At 61.4% G+C, this 16,203-nt stretch carries 16 protein-coding genes; all 16 read right to left on the bottom strand.

Translation table 11 applies throughout. The features are described 5' to 3' along the window. Positions 1 to 34: 34 nt before the first annotated feature. The 16 genes from LRS56_04040 to fliR all read right to left on the bottom strand — a co-directional run bounded on the left by LRS56_04040 (position 35) and on the right by fliR (position 16,200). Positions 35 to 835, bottom strand: coding sequence for a chemotaxis protein CheW (locus LRS56_04040; protein ID WDU63716.1), 801 nt, complete (start codon positions 833 to 835; stop codon positions 35 to 37). Then, positions 835 to 1,623, bottom strand: coding sequence for a ParA family protein (locus LRS56_04035; GenBank protein WDU63715.1), 789 nt, complete (start codon positions 1,621 to 1,623; stop codon positions 835 to 837). Before LRS56_04035 ends, LRS56_04040 begins: the two co-directional genes overlap by 1 nt. Positions 1,624 to 1,674: 51 nt before the next feature. Beyond that, positions 1,675 to 2,562, bottom strand: coding sequence for a flagellar motor protein MotD (motD, locus tag LRS56_04030; protein WDU63714.1), 888 nt, complete (start codon positions 2,560 to 2,562; stop codon positions 1,675 to 1,677). 223 nt (positions 2,563 to 2,785) lie between these two features. After that, complete coding sequence (locus LRS56_04025; protein WDU63713.1) at positions 2,786 to 3,526, bottom strand: flagellar motor protein; 741 nt, start codon at positions 3,524 to 3,526, stop codon at positions 2,786 to 2,788. After that, positions 3,526 to 4,662 (bottom strand): chemotaxis response regulator protein-glutamate methylesterase, encoded by a 1,137-nt coding sequence (locus LRS56_04020; GenBank protein WDU63712.1) that lies wholly within the window; start codon positions 4,660 to 4,662, stop codon positions 3,526 to 3,528. Before LRS56_04020 ends, LRS56_04025 begins: the two co-directional genes overlap by 1 nt. Positions 4,663 to 4,710: 48 nt before the next feature. Beyond that, positions 4,711 to 6,930 (bottom strand): chemotaxis protein CheA, encoded by a 2,220-nt coding sequence (locus tag LRS56_04015; protein ID WDU63711.1) that lies wholly within the window; start codon positions 6,928 to 6,930, stop codon positions 4,711 to 4,713. 11 nt (positions 6,931 to 6,941) lie between these two features. Then, positions 6,942 to 7,730 carry a protein phosphatase CheZ gene (locus LRS56_04010; GenBank protein WDU63710.1) on the bottom strand — a complete coding sequence of 263 codons (789 nt, stop codon included), beginning with the start codon at positions 7,728 to 7,730 and terminating at the stop codon, positions 6,942 to 6,944. 18 nt (positions 7,731 to 7,748) lie between these two features. After that, entirely contained in the window at positions 7,749 to 8,123 is a 375-nt protein-coding gene (locus LRS56_04005; GenBank protein ID WDU63709.1) for a chemotaxis response regulator CheY, read from the bottom strand. A gap of 170 nt (positions 8,124 to 8,293) precedes the next feature. Beyond that, positions 8,294 to 9,034 carry an RNA polymerase sigma factor FliA gene (gene fliA, locus LRS56_04000; protein ID WDU63708.1) on the bottom strand — a complete coding sequence of 247 codons (741 nt, stop codon included), beginning with the start codon at positions 9,032 to 9,034 and terminating at the stop codon, positions 8,294 to 8,296. Continuing rightward, on the bottom strand, positions 9,031 to 9,864 hold the full coding sequence (gene fleN, locus LRS56_03995; GenBank protein ID WDU63707.1) for a flagellar synthesis regulator FleN: 834 nt from the start codon (positions 9,862 to 9,864) through the stop codon (positions 9,031 to 9,033). Before fleN ends, fliA begins: the two co-directional genes overlap by 4 nt. 105 nt (positions 9,865 to 9,969) lie before the next feature. Then, positions 9,970 to 11,286 carry a flagellar biosynthesis protein FlhF gene (flhF, locus tag LRS56_03990; protein WDU63706.1) on the bottom strand — a complete coding sequence of 439 codons (1,317 nt, stop codon included), beginning with the start codon at positions 11,284 to 11,286 and terminating at the stop codon, positions 9,970 to 9,972. Positions 11,287 to 11,298: 12 nt separating this feature from the next. Further along, positions 11,299 to 13,428, bottom strand: coding sequence for a flagellar biosynthesis protein FlhA (gene flhA / locus LRS56_03985; protein ID WDU63705.1), 2,130 nt, complete (start codon positions 13,426 to 13,428; stop codon positions 11,299 to 11,301). 233 nt (positions 13,429 to 13,661) lie between these two features. After that, on the bottom strand, positions 13,662 to 13,865 hold the full coding sequence (locus LRS56_03980; GenBank protein WDU63704.1) for a cold-shock protein: 204 nt from the start codon (positions 13,863 to 13,865) through the stop codon (positions 13,662 to 13,664). Positions 13,866 to 13,909: 44 nt separating this feature from the next. Then, positions 13,910 to 14,110: a cold shock domain-containing protein gene (locus LRS56_03975; protein WDU63703.1), complete on the bottom strand. Its 201-nt coding sequence runs from the start codon at positions 14,108 to 14,110 to the stop codon at positions 13,910 to 13,912. 164 nt (positions 14,111 to 14,274) lie between these two features. Further along, positions 14,275 to 15,411 (bottom strand): flagellar biosynthesis protein FlhB, encoded by a 1,137-nt coding sequence (flhB, locus tag LRS56_03970; GenBank protein WDU63702.1) that lies wholly within the window; start codon positions 15,409 to 15,411, stop codon positions 14,275 to 14,277. A 3-nt stretch (positions 15,412 to 15,414) separates the two neighbouring features. Further along, positions 15,415 to 16,200, bottom strand: a complete 786-nt coding sequence (gene fliR / locus LRS56_03965) for a flagellar biosynthetic protein FliR (protein WDU63701.1) — start codon at positions 16,198 to 16,200, stop codon at positions 15,415 to 15,417. Between the last annotated feature and the right edge of the window lie 3 nt (positions 16,201 to 16,203).

Below are 16,203 nucleotides of genomic sequence, written 5' to 3'. Positions count from 1 at the left end.
CTGACCGCACTCGCATGCGGCCCTTATTGTTCAATCAACTGTGTTTATTCAGCGCCATCGTCTTCACCGCACCGCTGGCGATCAACTCGGCCAGTTCGGCGACGTCGAGCAACGCGCACATGTGTTCGATCACGGTACCGGCCAGCCAAGGCCGTTGGCCCCGGTGGCTGCGCCATTTGATTTCATTCGGGTCCAGGCGCAACGAGCGGCTGACTTGATGCACCGCCAGCCCCCACTCGTAGCCCTGCACCGAGATCACGTATTGCAAGCCCTGGCGAAAATCATCACGGTAGCGGTCAGGCATCACCCAGCGCGCCGTGTCCAGTACCTTGAGGTTGCCGGCCTGGCTGGGCAGGATGCCGAGGAACCACTCCGGTTGCCCAAACAGCGGCGTCAGCTCCTGGCCTTCCAGGGAGTAGATCGAGCCCAGGCACACCAGCGGCACCGCCAGGGTCAACCCGGCGACGTCGAACAGCAGGCACTCGAACGGTTCCGCAGCCCACGCGGGGCGGCCGTCGCCGGTGTCCGGCGGCGGCGTGATGCTCGGCGGCAGGTGCACTTCCACCACGGGCTCGACCACTACCGGGGCAACCACTGCGGGCGCCACCACCACCGGGGTGATTGGCACCACCACCGGTGCGGTCACCACCAGCGCATCACGGGCCTGTTCTTCCAGGACCGCCAGCTGGAACTCATCCAGCGTACTTTCAGGCTCTACAGCCGGTTCCAATACCAGCAGCGGCTGTTCTTCTTCGGTCGCATCCTGCAGCAAGGCATCCAGGTAGGATTCCAGTGCCAGTTGCGGCCGGGTCTTGAGTTCTACGGGACGATTCATCACGCCACCTGCGCCACAAGCTGCTGCGACAGCAAATGCTTGAGCAGTGCACGGTAGGCCAGCACCCCACGGCTTTTGCCGTCGAACTGCGAAGGTGTGAGGCCCGCACGGCTGGCGTCACGCAGGCGCGTGTCGACCGGGATGTAGCCGTTCCAGATGGTGTCCGGATAGGCATCGCGCAGTACGCGCAGGGTGCCGAGCGAAGCTTGGGTGCGACGGTCGAACAGGGTCGGCACGATGCTGAACGGCAGCGCCTGTTTACGTGAACGGTTGATCATCGCCAGGGTGCTGACCATGCGTTCCAGGCCCTTCACCGCCAAGTGCTCGGTCTGAACCGGGATCACCAGTTGCTGGCTGGCCGCCAACGCGTTAACCATCAGCACGCCGAGCAAGGGCGGGCTGTCGATGATGGCGTAGTCGAAGTCCTGCCACAGCTGCGCCAGCGTCTTGGCGATCACCAGGCCGAGGCCGCTCTGCCCCGGCGACTGGCGCTCAAGGGTGGCCAGGGCGGTGCTGGACGGCAGCAGGGAAATACTTTCATTGCTGGTGGGCAGCAGCAGTTGCCCGGGCAGGTCGGCCGGCACACTGCCTTTGTGCAGGAACAGGTCGTAGTTGCTGTGTTCCAGCGCATCCGGGTCGTAGCCGAAATAGCTGGTCATCGAGCCATGGGGGTCCAGGTCCACCACGACCACACGCTTGCCCGCCTCGGCCAGCAAACCGGCTAAGGCGATGGAAGTGGTGGTCTTGCCGACTCCACCTTTTTGATTGGCAACTGCCCAGACTCTCATTCGGATGGTTCCTCCCGGCAGGCACAGGCGCGACCGAGACATTGCATAAGGTTATTGAGCCGGTGACGGAGAATTGACGGCACTCTGACGAACCGGCGGCTTTGCAGGGGCCGGTGCAGTTTGTGTGCCAGCACGCTTCAAGGCCGCGTCCGGTGTTGCATTGGCGGTGCCGGTACCGGTCAGGCTGCGGCGCACATCCAGGTTACGCGAGACCACCAACACCACCCGCCGGTTACGCGCCCGGCCTTCCACCGTGGCGTTATTGGCCACCGGCTGGAACTCGCCGTAGCCCACCGAGGCCAGCCGGCCAGGGTTTACACCCTGCATCGCGAGCATGCGCACGATGCTTGCCGCCCGCGCCGAAGACAGTTCCCAATTGGTCGGGTACTGCGCGGTGCTGATCGGGAAATTGTCGGTAAAGCCTTCCACGTGGACCGGGTTTTCGAACGGCTTGAGGATCGCCGCCACCTTGTCGATGATGGTAAATGCCTGGTCACTCGGCATCGCATCGGCACTGGCGAACAACAGGCTGGAATTGAGCTCGATCTCCACCCACAACTCATTGCCGCGCACGGTCATCTGGTTGGAGCTGATCAGGTCGCCAAACGCAGCGCTGATATCGTCGGCGATGCTTTTCAGCGGGTCACTGGTGCCCCCCACGCCGGCGGCGGTTTCATCACTGTCGTTGACCAGCGGCTTGGCCGGGGTCACCGTCTTGGGCCGCTCTTCGCCGATAGGGATCGGCTTGAGGGCGCGGTCGGCGTCGTTGAACACCCCGATCAGCGCCTGGGAAATAACCTTGTACTTGCCTTCGTTGATCGACGAGATGGAGTACATCACCACGAAAAACGCGAACAGCAAGGTAATGAAGTCCGCGTAGGACACCAGCCAGCGTTCGTGATTGACGTGTTCTTCAGGCTCGCGACGGCGACGGCTCATTGGCAGGCACCCCTCCATTCAATGTGGCGAGCGGGCTTGTTGTGGCGAGCGGGCTTGCCCGCGTTGGGCTGCGAAGCAGCCCCAGTCCAGGCAACGCGTTTTTTCAGACGGATCGCGGCGTCTGGTTTTGGGGCCGCTGCGCGCCCCAACGCGGGCAAGCCCGCTCGCCACAGCAAGCCCGCTCGCCACAAAAAGGCCGTCCACCCATTGGTATCCATGGCCATCAATCCATGAAGCCTTGGAGCTTCAATTCGATGGAGCGCGGGTTCTCGCCTTCGGCAATCGACAGAATGCCTTCGAGCAGCATTTCGCGATAACGCGACTGGCGCATGGCGATCGACTTGAGCTTGCTGGCCACCGGCAACAGCACCAGGTTGGCACTGGCCACGCCGTAGATGGTAGCGACAAACGCCACGGCAATCCCGCTGCCCAACTGCGAAGGGTCGGCCAGGTTGCCCATCACGTGGATCAAGCCCATCACCGCACCGATGATGCCGATGGTCGGCGCGTAGCCGCCCATGCTTTCGAAGACTTTGGCGGCGTTGATGTCTCGGCTTTCCTGGGTATAGAAGTCCACCTCAAGGATGCTGCGGATCGCTTCCGGCTCGGCACCGTCCACCAGCAATTGCAGGCCTTTGCGGGCGTAGCTGTCGGGCTCGGCATCGGCCACGCCTTCCAGGCCCAACAGGCCTTCCTTGCGGGCGGTGAGGCTCCAGTTGACCACGCGATCGATGCCGCCGGGCAGGTCCACGCGTGGCGGGAAAATGATCCAGATCAGGATTTGCATCGCCCGCTTGAACGAACTCAGGGGCGACTGCAATAACGCCGCGCCCACCGTGCCGCCGATTACGATCAGCGCCGCCGGGCCGTTGGCCAGAGCACCCAAGTGGCCGCCTTCGAGGTAGTTGCCGCCAATGATCGCGACAAACGCCATGATGATGCCGATCAGGCTCAATACATCCATCAGAGGCAGGCCTCCACCAGATGCTTGCCGATGTCGTCCAGGCTGTAGACGGCGTCGGCCAGGTCAGCCTTGACGATGGCCATGGGCATGCCATAGATCACGCAGCTGGCTTCATCCTGGGCCCAGATGGCGCTGCCGCCCTGCTTGAGCAGGCGTGCGCCTTCACGGCCGTCGGCGCCCATGCCGGTGAGTACCACCGCCAGAACTTTGTCGCCGTAGGATTTAGCCGCCGAACCGAAGGTGATATCCACGCACGGCTTGTAATTCAGACGCTCATCGCCCGGCAGGATTTTGATCGCGCCACGGCCGTCCACCATCATTTGCTTGCCGCCGGGGGCCAGCAACGCCAGGCCTGGGCGCAGGATGTCGCCGTCTTCGGCTTCCTTGACGCTGATGCGGCACAACTTGTCCAGGCGCTCGGCGAACGCCTTGGTGAACGCGGCAGGCATGTGCTGGATCAACACGATCGGCGCCGGGAAGTTGGCCGGCAGTTGCGTCAACACACGCTGCAGGGCCACCGGGCCGCCAGTGGAGGTGCCGATGGCGACCAGCTTGTAAGCCTTGCGCTTGGGCGCAGGCGAATGGGCGCTCGGCGCAGGTGCACGTACAGGTGCCGCCGCAGGCCGTGCAACCGGGGTCGGCGCAGGCGCCGGGGCTGGGCGGCTGAACGAGGAGCTGGTGGGTGCGGCAGGTGCCGCCACCGGCGCAGGCGCCGGCGTGCTGAACAAGCTGCGCCGGTTACTGCGGGAAATACTGTGGACTTTCTCGCACAGCAGTTGCTTGACCTTTTCAGGGTTGCGCGAGATGTCTTCGAAGTTCTTCGGCAGGAAGTCCACCGCGCCGGCGTCCAGCGCATCCAGGGTTACCCGGGCGCCTTCGTGGGTCAGCGAGGAAAACATCAACACCGGAGTCGGGCAGCGCTGCATGATGTGCCGAACTGCCGTGATGCCATCCATCATCGGCATCTCGTAGTCCATGGTGATCACGTCAGGTTTCAACGCGATGGCCTGATCAATCGCCTCTTTGCCGTTAGTGGCCGTGCCGATCACCTGAATCGTTGGATCGGCGGAAAGAATTTCCGAGACGCGGCGGCGGAAGAAACCCGAATCGTCCACCACCAGGACCTTGACTACCATAAACACTCCGTTAGGCGGGGCAGGCATTACCGCCCTGCCCCACCAGAATCAAATACGCCGTGCGGCGTAACGCTTGAGCATGCTCGGAACATCGAGAATCAGTGCGATCCGACCGTCACCGGTGATGGTCGCACCCGACATGCCCGGGGTTCCCTGCAGCATTTTGCCCAAAGGCTTGATGACCACTTCTTCCTGGCCCACCAGTTGATCGACCACAAAGCCGATGCGCTGGGTGCCCACGGAGAGGATCACCACGTGGCCTTCGCGCTGCTCTTCATGGGCAGCCGATGCCACCAGCCAGCGCTTGAGGTAGAACAGTGGCAACGCTTTGTCGCGCACGATCACTACTTCCTGGCCGTCCACCACGTTGGTACGCGACAGGTCGAGGTGGAAGATTTCGTTGACGTTGACCAGCGGGAAAGCAAACGCCTGGTTGCCCAGCATCACCATCAGGGTCGGCATGATCGCCAAGGTCAACGGCACCTTGATCACGATTTTCGAGCCCTGGCCCTTGGTCGAGTAGATATTGATCGAACCGTTGAGCTGGCTGATCTTGGTCTTCACCACGTCCATGCCCACACCACGGCCCGACACGTCGGAAATCTCGGTCTTGGTCGAGAAGCCTGGCGCGAAGATCAGGTTGTAGCACTCGGTGTCGGTGAGGCGATCGGCAGCATCCTTGTCCATCACGCCGCGCTTGACCGCGATATTGCGCAAGATGGTCGGGTCCATGCCCTTGCCGTCATCGGTGATCGACAGCAGGATGTGGTCGCCTTCTTGCTCGGCCGCCAGAATCACCTTGCCGCCACGCGATTTGCCTGAGGCTTCACGCTCTTCCGGGGTTTCGACGCCGTGGTCGACGGCGTTGCGCACCAAGTGGACCAGCGGGTCGGCCAGGGCCTCGACAAGGTTCTTGTCGAGGTCGGTCTCTTCACCCACCAGTTCCAGGTTGATCTCTTTCTTGAGCTGACGCGCCAGGTCACGAACCAGGCGCGGGAAACGGCCGAAGACTTTCTTGATCGGCTGCATCCGCGTTTTCATCACCGCGGTTTGCAGGTCGGCGGTGACCACGTCGAGGTTCGACACGGCCTTTTGCATGGCTTCATCGCCGCTGGTCAGGCCCAGGCGCACCAGGCGGTTACGCACCAGTACCAGCTCTCCGACCATGTTCATGATGTCGTCCAGGCGTGCGGTATCAACGCGCACCGTGGTTTCGGCTTCACTGGCGGGTTTCTCGGCCACTGCAGCGGCCGGGGCACGTGCGGCTGCCGGAGCGGCAGCAGGTGCCGGAGCCGGCTTGGCGGCGGCAGGCGCCGCCGCCTTGGCCGGTGCCGGTTTCGCCGCGACAGGGGCTGCGGTCGCCGCGGCGGCCGGGGCCACTTCGGTGAACTTGCCCTTGCCGTGCAATTCATCCAGCAAGGATTCGAACTCGTGATCGCTGATCAGCCCATCGCCGGCCGGTGCTGCAGCGGCAGCAGGCGCGGCAGGCGCGGCAGCGGTAGAGGCGACTTCCGGCAAGGCGTCGGCCGCAAACGTGCCCTTGCCATGCAGTTGGTCCAGCAGCGCTTCGAACTCGTCATCGGTGATGTCGGTGCTGGTGGACGCGGCAGGCGTGTGCGCCACTGCGGCCGGTGCCACGGCGTCGGCCGCGAACTGGCCTTTGCCGTGCAACTGGTCGAGCAGCGATTCGAACTCTGCGTCGGTAATGTCTTCGCTGGTCGGCGCCGCCGCTGCAGGTGCCGCTTGCGGTGCCTCAGCCTCGGCCTTGACGGCATTGAGTGAGTTGAGCAGCTGCTCGAACTCGCTGTCCGTCACATCCGCTTCAGGCTCTGCCACAGGTTCCGGCGCAGCCTCAGCCACCGGCGCAGCCGACAGGTCGGCAGGCTCTGCGTAGCGCGCCAAAGCGGCCAGCAGTTCCGGGGTGGCCGCCGTGATCGGGGCACGTTCGCGCACTTCGCTGAACATGCCGTTGACCGCATCCAGTGCTTCGAGAATCACGTCCATCAACTCCGAATCAACGTGACGCTCACCCTTGCGCAGGATGTCGAACACGTTCTCGGCGATGTGGCAGCACTCCACCAGCTCATGGAGCTGGAGGAAGCCGGCGCCCCCTTTTACAGTGTGAAAACCGCGAAAAATTGCATTGAGCAGGTTCGCATCATCCGGGCGGCTTTCCAGCTCGACCAGTTGTTCGGACAGTTGCTCTAAAATTTCGCCGGCCTCTACAAGGAAATCCTGAAGGATTTCTTCATCGGCGCCGAAGCTCATGTGGGTGCTCCTTAGAAGCCTAAACTGGATAACAGGTCATCTACGTCATCCTGACCTGACACAACGTCTTCACGTTTATCGGCATGAATCTGCGGACCTTCACCCTTGGCGAGATGTTTTTGTGGATCTTTTTCCGAGAGGATCGCTTCGCGGTCATGTTCGATGCCGGCAAAACGATCAACCTGGCCTGCCATAAGCACCAATTTGAGCAAGTTGCTTTCCACTTCGGTGACCAACTGGGTCACACGCTTGATCACCTGACCGGTGAGGTCCTGGTAATCCTGGGCCAGCAGAATGTCATTGAGGTTGCTGGAAACCGTGCGGTTTTCCTGCTCGCTGCGTGACAGAAAACCGTCAACCCGACGCGCCAGCTCACGAAACTCTTCAGCCCCGACCTCGCGACGCATGAAACGGCCCCAGTCGTGGCTCAACGCCTGGGCTTCAGTGGCCATGCCATTGACCAGGGGCGTGGCGTTTTCTACCAGGTCCATGGTGCGGTTGGCCGCCGCCTCAGTCAGCCTGACCACGTAGGACAGGCGTTCGGTGGCGTCAGTGATTTGCGAGATTTCCTCGGCCTGGGGCATGTGCGGGTCAATCTGAAAATTGACGATTGCACTGTGCAGCTCGCGTGTGAGCTTGCCCACTTCCTGGTACAGGCCGCGGTCACGGGTCTGGTTGAGCTCATGGATTAACTGCACCGCGTCGCCGAACTGGCCTTTTTCCAGGCTGTCGACCAACTGGTGAGCATGCTTTTTCAGGGTCGACTCAAAATCGCCCTGTGACGTTTCTTTATGCTCCATAGCTCCCCCGCGATGGCATTAGCCGTGGATGCGTTCGAAGATTTTTTCGATCTTCTCTTTCAAGGCCAATGCAGTGAATGGCTTGACCACGTAACCGTTAACCCCGGCTTGGGCGGCTTCGATGATCTGTTCACGCTTGGCTTCGGCGGTCACCATCAACACGGGAAGGCTGCGCAGCTTTTCGTCGGCGCGCACGTGGCGCAGCAAGTCAATACCGGTCATGCCTGGCATGTTCCAGTCCGTTACCAGAAAGTCGATGCTCCCGCTGTTGAGGATCGGAATCGCCGTAATGCCGTCATCCGCCTCGACCGTGTTAGTGAACCCAAGGTCACGCAACAGGTTTTTTATGATCCGCCGCATCGTTGAGAAGTCATCAACGATGAGGATTTTCATGTTCTTGTCCAATTCGACCTCCAAGCAGTCTTAAACGCGCCCAGCACCTGGACGCGCCATTTCAATCAACAGGCATTACACAAAAAGGACTGCAGGGGGCACAACGGGTCGAACCCGCGAAGGTCAATCACCCTCGCGGTCTCGTCTGCAGTGCTCCCCAACACTGCCTGTCAGCGCGCTCGCCACTCTCCCAAACGCCCCCGCAAGCGGGCTGCGCACTGGCTGTGCAACTGGCTGACCCGCGACTCGCTGACCCCCAGGACCTCACCGATTTCCTTGAGGTTCAGCTCTTCGTCGTAGTACAGCGCCAACACCAGCCGTTCACGCTCCGGCAAATTGGCAATCGCGTCCGCCAGCGCCCCCTGGAAGCGTTCATCTTCCAGGTCGCGCGATGGCTCCATATGAGCACTCGCGCCGTCCTCGTGCAGCCCTTCGTGTTCGCCGTCCTGCAACAGGTCGTCGAAACTGAACAGGCGGCTGCCCAAGGTATCGTTCAAAATCCCGTAGTAATCGTCGAGACTCAATTGGAGTTCGGCCGCAACTTCGTGATCTTTAGCGTCGCGACCGGTTTTTGCTTCAATTGCGCGAATTGCGTCACTGACCATGCGCGTATTGCGATGCACCGAACGCGGCGCCCAGTCACCTTTACGCACCTCATCGAGCATCGCGCCACGGATGCGGATCCCCGCATACGTCTCGAAACTCGCACCCTTGCTCGCGTCGTACTTGGTCGACACTTCGAGCAGGCCGATCATGCCCGCCTGGATCAGGTCTTCGACCTGGACGCTGGCGGGCAGGCGTGCCAGCAGGTGATAGGCAATGCGTTTGACCAACGGCGCATAGCGCTCGATCAACTCACCCTGACTGTCACGGGCAGACTTTTTGTAAGCGTTGTAGCCGTTCGATGTCATAGCACCGGTCCTGCGCTCGTCTGATGCACCAATCGCTCGACGAAAAACTCCAGATGCCCCCGAGGGTTGGCGGGCAACGGCCAGGTATCGACCTTCTGGGCAATAGCCTTGAACGCCAATGCGCATTTGGAACGAGGGAACGCTTCGTAGACTGCACGCTGCTTTTGCACAGCCTTGCGTACGCACTCGTCGTAGGGAACTGCGCCGACGTATTGTAAGGCGACATCGAGAAAGCGATCCGTGACCTTGGTCAACTTGGCGAACAGGTTTCGCCCCTCTTGCGGGCTTTGGGCCATGTTGGCCAGCACCCGGAAGCGGTTCATGCCGTAGTCACGGTTAAGCAGTTTGATCAGGGCGTAGGCGTCGGTGATCGAGGTGGGTTCATCGCAGACCACCAGCAACACTTCCTGCGCGGCGCGCACAAAGCTGACCACGGACTCGCCGATCCCGGCGGCGGTGTCGATCACCAGCACGTCGAGGTTGTCGCCGATATCACTGAAAGCCTGGATCAGGCCGGCATGCTGCGCCGGGCTCAGGTGCACCATGCTCTGGGTCCCGGAGGCAGCCGGCACGATGCGAATGCCACCGGGACCCTGCAGCAGCACATCGCGCAGCTCACAGCGGCCCTCGATCACATCGGCAAGCGTGTGTTTGGGCGTCAGCCCCAGCAGAACGTCGACGTTCGCCAGCCCCAGGTCAGCATCCAGCAGCATGACGCGACGGCCAAGCTCTGCCAGGGCCAGGGACAAATTCACTGACACGTTAGTTTTCCCGACGCCACCTTTGCCGCCGGTCACCGCGATCACCTGTACGGGATGCATGCTGCCCATTTTATTTCTTTACCTTGTCTTGCTTAGACGCAGGCTACATGGCTTGGCCGCGTGAATCGCTTGCAGACCATCGATGTAGGTACATTTCACGGTGTTCATCCTGACTCAACCCACCCGCTTTGCCGGGTTGTGGTAGAGATCGGCGAACATATCGGCCATCGCTTCCTCGCTAGGCTCTTCTTGCATTTGCACGCTGACTGCACGGCTGACCAACTGATGACGGCGCGGCAGATGCAAATCATCCGGAATCCGCGGCCCGTCGGTCAGGTAGGCGACCGGCAATTCATGACTGATGGCCAGGCTCAGCACTTCACCCAGGCTCGCCGTTTCGTCGAGTTTGGTGAGGATGCAACCGGCCAGGCCGCAGCGCTTGTAACTGTGGTACGCAGCGGTAAGAACCTGTTTCTGGCTGGTGGTTGCAAGCACCAGGTAATTTTTCGATTTGATCCCCCGCCCGGCCAGGCTTTCCAGCTGCATGCGCAAGGCCGGGTCGCTGGCTTGCAGGCCGGCGGTATCGATCAACACCACGCGCTTGCGCAGCAGTGGGTCCAGCGCGTTGGCCAGGGACTGGCCCGGGTCGACGTGGGTCACCGACACATTAAGAATACGGCCCAGGGTCTTGAGCTGCTCCTGGGCGCCAATACGGTAGCTGTCCATGCTCACCAGCGCGATATTCTGCGCGCCGTACTTGAGCACGTAGCGGGCCGCCAGCTTGGCCAGCGTGGTGGTCTTGCCCATGCCGGCAGGGCCGACCATGGCGATCACACCGCCCTCTTCCAGGGGTTCGATTTCCGGGGTAACGATCATGCGCGCCAGGTGCGCCAGCAGCATGCGCCAAGCCTGACGAGGTTCGTCGATTTCGGTGGTCAGCGCCAGCAGGTCGCGGGACAACGGGCCGGACAGGCCAATGCGTTGCAGGCGACGCCACAGATTGGCCTGTTGCGGCTTGCTGCCTTGCAACTGGGTCCACGCCAACGAGCCCAGCTGCACTTCAAGCAGCTCACGCAGGCCATTGAGTTCAAAGCGCATCGAGTCGAACACACGCTGGTCGACGGCGGCTGCCGGGGCTGGCGCGGTAGGTCGTGGCGGCTCTTTGAAGGTCGGTTCAACCAGCGGCTCGGCGGCGGTCAGCGGCAGGCCGGCAAACAACTGGCGATTGGTGGTGGCATCGCTGTCGCCACGCATGCTCAGTTCGGCCTGGGCCGAGACAATGCGCGAGGCGGTCTTGCGCAGCTCGTCTTCGAGCTCCATGTTCGGCACGCGCGGCGCCAAGGCCTGGGGGGTGTAATCCAGGGCAGCCGTCAGTTCGACACCGCCGGCAATACGACGGTTACCGATAATCGCGGCGTCGGCGCCCAGCTCATCACGCACCAGTTTCATGGCCTGACGCATATCGGCGGCGAAAAAACGCTTAACTTGCATAACCCACTACCCTCAGCCGTTGGGCCCTACTGTCGCGACGATAGTCACTTGCTTGTTGTCAGGAATTTCCTGATAAGCCAAAACGTGCAAATTCGGTACTGCCAGACGCCCAAACCGCGACAACATCGCTCGGACCGGGCCTGCCACCAGCAGAATCACCGGTTGGCCCTGCATTTCCTGGCGCTGTGCGGCGTCAATCAACGAACGCTGCAGTTTCTCAGCCATGCTTGGCTCCAGCAGAACGCCCTCTTCCTGGCCTTGTCCTGCCTTCTGAATACTATTGAGCAATATTTGTTCCAACCTTGGTTCCAAGGTGATCACAGGCAGCTCGGAGTCAAGCCCTACAATGCTTTGCACGATTGCACGCGACAATCCGACGCGCACCGCAGCCACCAGGGCGGCAGTATCTTGACTCTTGGCGGCATTGTTGGCGATGGCCTCGGCAATGCTGCGAATATCGCGCACCGGCACTTGTTCGGCCAGCAGCGCCTGCAACACTTTGAGCAATTGCGACAGCGACAGCACGCCCGGCACCAGTTCTTCGGCGAGTTTTGGCGAGGCTTTGCCCAGCAACCCCATCAATTGCTGGACTTCCTCGTGGCCGATCAGCTCGTGGGAGTGCTTGTACAGAATCTGGTTGAGGTGGGTGGCAACCACAGTACTGGCGTCCACCACGGTGTAACCCAGGGACTGCGCCTGGCTGCGCTGGCTAATTTCGATCCACACCGCGTCCAGGCCAAAAGCCGGATCTTTGGCGGTGATGCCGTTGAGGCTGCCGAACACCTGCCCCGGGTTGATCGCCAGCTCGCGGTCCGGATAAATTTCGGCTTCGGCCAGGATCACGCCCATCAGGGTCAGGCGGTAGGCGCTGGGGGCCAGGTCGAGGTTGTCGCGGATATGCACGGTGGGCATCAAGAAGCCCAGGTCCTGCGAGAGCTTCTTGCGCACACCCTTGATCCGTGCGAGCAATTGGCCGCCCTGGTTGCGGTCCACCAGCGGAATCAGGCGGTAGCCGACTTCCAGGCCGATCATGTCGATCGGGGTCACGTCGTCCCAGCCCAGCTCCTTGGTTTCCTGGGCGCGGGCCGGCGACGGCAGCAGCTCCTGCTGGCGTGCGATCTCTTGCTGGGCCTGCACCTTGATCACGTTCTGCTTTCTCCAGAACAGGTACGCGCCACCGGCCGCCATGGCCGCCATGCTCAGGAACGACACATGGGGCATGCCCGGCACGATCCCCATGACCGCCATGATGCCCGCCGCCACGGCCAGCGCCTTGGGCGAGGCAAACATCTGGCGGCTGATCTGCTTGCCCATGTCTTCGGAGCCCGAAGCACGGGTCACCATGATCGCGGCAGCTGTGGATAACAACAGTGATGGCAATTGCGCCACTAAACCGTCACCAATGGTCAGCAAGGCGTAAACCTTGCCCGCATCGCCGAAGGTCATGCCGTGCTGGAAGATACCGACCGCCATGCCGCCGATCAGGTTGATAAACAGAATCAGCAGGCCGGCAATGGCGTCACCGCGCACGAATTTGCTGGCGCCGTCCATGGAGCCGTAGAACTCGGCTTCCTGGGCGACCTCAAGGCGGCGCGATTTGGCTTGGTTCTGGTCGATCAGGCCGGCGTTGAGGTCGGCGTCGATCGCCATTTGTTTGCCGGGCATGGCGTCGAGGGTAAAGCGTGCGCTCACCTCGGAAATACGCCCGGCACCTTTGGTCACTACCACGAAGTTGATGATCATCAGGATCGCGAACACCACGATACCGACCACGTAGTTACCGCCGATCACCACCTCACCGAAGGCCTGGATCACCTTACCGGCGGCGGCGTGGCCGTCCTGGCCGTGGAGCATGACCACGCGGGTGGACGCCACGTTGAGCGCCAGGCGCAGCAGGGTCGCCACCAGCAGAATCGTCGGGAACACCGCGAAATCCAACGGGCGCAGGGCGTAGACGCACACCAGCAGCACGACCACCGACAGCGCAATGTTGAAGGTGAAGAACACGTCCAGCAGGAACGGCGGCATCGGCAACATCATCATTGCCAGCATCACCAGCAACAACAACGGCACACCCAGATTGCCCCGCGAGAGGTCAGTCAGGGTGCCACGGGCCGTGCTGAGCATTTGAGAACGTTCCACCGGTATTCCTCGTTTCCTTGAAGCAAACTTTTGACGCCGGGAGGCGTCCTGCAGGCGGTATTGCAAGAAGCCTTCCAACTTTTGCTTTGAGGTACGAATCCCCTGATTCAAGGGGGGTGGAAGCCTGACAGGCGGGCGAGGTCATCAAGTGCAAACCGGCTCAAGCCAGCTCCGAGATTTTGGTGGCGGTACATCCGTGGCGCTCGAGGAAGTGTGCGACAGGTCGATCGTTGCTACGCCACTCGCACGTTCACAGCCTGAGGGCCTTTTTGCCCTTTCTCGATATCGAACTCAACGCTCTGGTTTTCCTGGAGCGTCTTGAACCCGTCACCCTGGATCGCGGAAAAGTGCACAAAAACATCAGCGCCACCCCCGTCCTGAGTAATAAAACCAAAGCCCTTTTCCGCGTTAAACCACTTCACAGTGCCGGTTGCCATAACCACTCTCCTGACATCTCCCTCGATAACCCGCTCGGGCATCGCTAGATAATCTTGATGCAACACGCAAAGACGCCTTTGGGCCGGTGGATCATCGCGAATTGCACACGCAGGCCCAGCTTCAAGCAAACCCCGGCCGAGCTTTTGAGATCCACATGGACGAGATCTGGCCCGTTATCCAGTGAGATCAAGCCCTCTCCGGTTTTTTGGCTATACGATTTGATCGTGCCCGTGATCGCTTGCATTGCCCCTTCTCCCGCTTCTATTGACGACTTGCGTGCAGTGCAGAGCGTCATAGAACCGCAGGAGTGCAGTGCTGGATACTGTCAAAGTTGACAGGTGCCGTGAATTTCAGATGAATGACATGGTGGCAATTTAGCACTCATTTGACTGACTAGCGGGGTATTAATCAGGAATCCCGACGAAGGTCCGGCGGAATGGGCAGGTCTTTGAGTGGGTCCGGCCGCTTGCCCTTGCCGGCGCGGTATTGGCGAATCTGATAGACATACGCCAACACCTGGGCGACGGCCAGGTAGAGCCCGGCAGGGATTTCCTGGTCGAGTTCGGTGGAGTAGAAGATCGAGCGCGCCAGCTCCGGCGACTCCAGCAGCAGGATGTTGTTGGCCACCGCGATTTCGCGGATCTTGAGGGCGGTAAAGTCGCTGCCCTTGGCCAGCAGCATCGGCGCGCCGCCTTTTTCCGGGTCGTATTTGAGGGCCACGGCGTAGTGGGTCGGGTTGGTGATGACCACGTCGGCGTCGGGGACCGAGGCCATCATCTTGCGTTGCGACATTTCGCGCTGCAGCTGGCGAATGCGTTGCTTGACCTCGGGGCGGCCCTCCTGATCCTTGTGCTCGTCGCGCACTTCCTGCTTGGTCATCAGCAGCTTTTTGTGGCTCTCCCACAACTGGATCGGCGCATCCACCGCCGCAATGATGATCAGCCCCGCCGCCATCCACAGCGCGCTCCAGCCCACCACCTGCACGCTGTGGATGATCGCCGACTCCAACGGCTCATGGGCGATACGCAGCAAGTCATCGATATCCGATGACAACACCGTGAGCGCCACGAACAGAATCAGGATGAACTTGGCCAATGCCTTGAGCAGTTCCACCAACGCCTTGGGGGAGAACATGCGTTTGAGCCCGGCCGCCGGGTTCATGCGGCTGAATTTGGGCGCCATGCTGCCGGCGGCGAACAGCCAGCCGCCCAGGGCGACCGGGCCGATCAAGGCAGCCAGCAGCAAGGTGATCAGGATCGGCTGCACCGCCAGGATCGCGATTTTCCCCGAGTGCAGCAGGTATTGGCCCATGGCGTCTGGGTTGAGCAACACCTCACGCGGCAAGCTGAAGTTGTGTTTCATCAGCTCCAGCAGGTCCAGGGCCAGGCCGCCGCCGTAGATCAGCAGGCCACCGGCGCCGGCCATCATGGTCGCCACGGTATTCAGCTCTTTGGAGCGGGCAATCTCGCCCTTTTCCCTGGAGTCCTTTTTGCGTTTCTCCGTGGGGTCTTCTGTTTTGTCCTGACCACTCTCGCTCTCGGCCATGGCTCAGCGCGCCCGTGCCAGATCACGTAAGAACTGCAGGGCGTCGGTCGCCAGCGGTTGATACTGATTGAGAATGTCAGCCAGGCCGACCCAGAAAATCCCCATGCCCAATACCAGGGTCAATGGGAAACCAATCGAGAAAATGTTCAGTTGCGGCGCCGCGCGGGTCATCACGCCAAACGCGATGTTGACCACCAGCAACGCGGTGATCGCCGGCAGCACCAGCAGCAAGGAGGCGCCCAACACCCAACCGAGGCGCCCCACCACTTCCCAGAAGTGGTTGACCACCAGGCCCGAACCCACCGGCAAGGTGGTGAAGCTCTCGGTGAGCACCTCGAACGCCACCAGGTGGCCGTTCATCGCCAGAAACAGCAAGGTCACCAGCATGGTCAGGAACTGCCCGATAACCGCCGCAGACACGCCGTTGGTAGGGTCGACCATAGAGGCGAAGCCCATGCCCATCTGGATCGAGATGATTTGCCCGGCAACCACGAAAGCCTGGAAAAACAGTTGCAGGGAGAAACCGAGCATGGCGCCGATCAGGACCTGTTCGGCAATCAGCATCAGGGCACTGAGGTCCAGGGCATTCACCGGCGGCATCGCCGGCAAGCCGGGCACAATCACCACGGTGATCGCCACGGCAAAGTAAAGGCGCACGCGCCGTGGCACCAGGGTCGTGCCGAACACCGGCATAGCCATCAGCATCGCCGTCACGCGAAAGAGCGGCAGGATGAAGGAGGCGACCCACGTGCTGATCTGGGTGTCGGTCAATGCCAGCAAGGACTGCATCGG

The organism is Pseudomonas poae, assembly GCA_028869255.1.
Classification (GTDB): domain Bacteria; phylum Pseudomonadota; class Gammaproteobacteria; order Pseudomonadales; family Pseudomonadaceae; genus Aquipseudomonas; species Aquipseudomonas poae_C.
The sequence above is the reverse complement of the archived record's forward strand: the minus strand, read 5'-3'. Positions and strand labels throughout refer to the sequence as shown.

Bases quoted from the DNA above. Each gene is read 5' to 3' on its own strand.
- LRS56_04040 (WDU63716.1), bottom strand. From the start codon at position 835: ATGAATCGTCCCGTAGAACTCAAGACCCGGCCGCAACTGGCACTGGAA.
- LRS56_04035 (WDU63715.1), bottom strand. From the start codon at position 1,623: ATGAGAGTCTGGGCAGTTGCCAATCAAAAAGGTGGAGTCGGCAAGACC.
- motD (WDU63714.1), bottom strand. From the start codon at position 2,562: ATGAGCCGTCGCCGTCGCGAGCCTGAAGAACACGTCAATCACGAACGC.
- LRS56_04025 (WDU63713.1), bottom strand. From the start codon at position 3,526: ATGGATGTATTGAGCCTGATCGGCATCATCATGGCGTTTGTCGCGATC.
- LRS56_04020 (WDU63712.1), bottom strand. From the start codon at position 4,662: ATGGTAGTCAAGGTCCTGGTGGTGGACGATTCGGGTTTCTTCCGCCGC.
- LRS56_04015 (WDU63711.1), bottom strand. From the start codon at position 6,930: ATGAGCTTCGGCGCCGATGAAGAAATCCTTCAGGATTTCCTTGTAGAG.
- LRS56_04010 (WDU63710.1), bottom strand. From the start codon at position 7,730: ATGGAGCATAAAGAAACGTCACAGGGCGATTTTGAGTCGACCCTGAAA.
- LRS56_04005 (WDU63709.1), bottom strand. From the start codon at position 8,123: ATGAAAATCCTCATCGTTGATGACTTCTCAACGATGCGGCGGATCATA.
- fliA (WDU63708.1), bottom strand. From the start codon at position 9,034: ATGACATCGAACGGCTACAACGCTTACAAAAAGTCTGCCCGTGACAGT.
- fleN (WDU63707.1), bottom strand. From the start codon at position 9,864: ATGGGCAGCATGCATCCCGTACAGGTGATCGCGGTGACCGGCGGCAAA.
- flhF (WDU63706.1), bottom strand. From the start codon at position 11,286: ATGCAAGTTAAGCGTTTTTTCGCCGCCGATATGCGTCAGGCCATGAAA.
- LRS56_03980 (WDU63704.1), bottom strand. From the start codon at position 13,865: ATGGCAACCGGCACTGTGAAGTGGTTTAACGCGGAAAAGGGCTTTGGT.
- LRS56_03975 (WDU63703.1), bottom strand. From the start codon at position 14,110: ATGCAAGCGATCACGGGCACGATCAAATCGTATAGCCAAAAAACCGGA.
- flhB (WDU63702.1), bottom strand. From the start codon at position 15,411: ATGGCCGAGAGCGAGAGTGGTCAGGACAAAACAGAAGACCCCACGGAG.
- fliR (WDU63701.1), bottom strand. From the start codon at position 16,200: ATGCAGTCCTTGCTGGCATTGACCGACACCCAGATCAGCACGTGGGTC.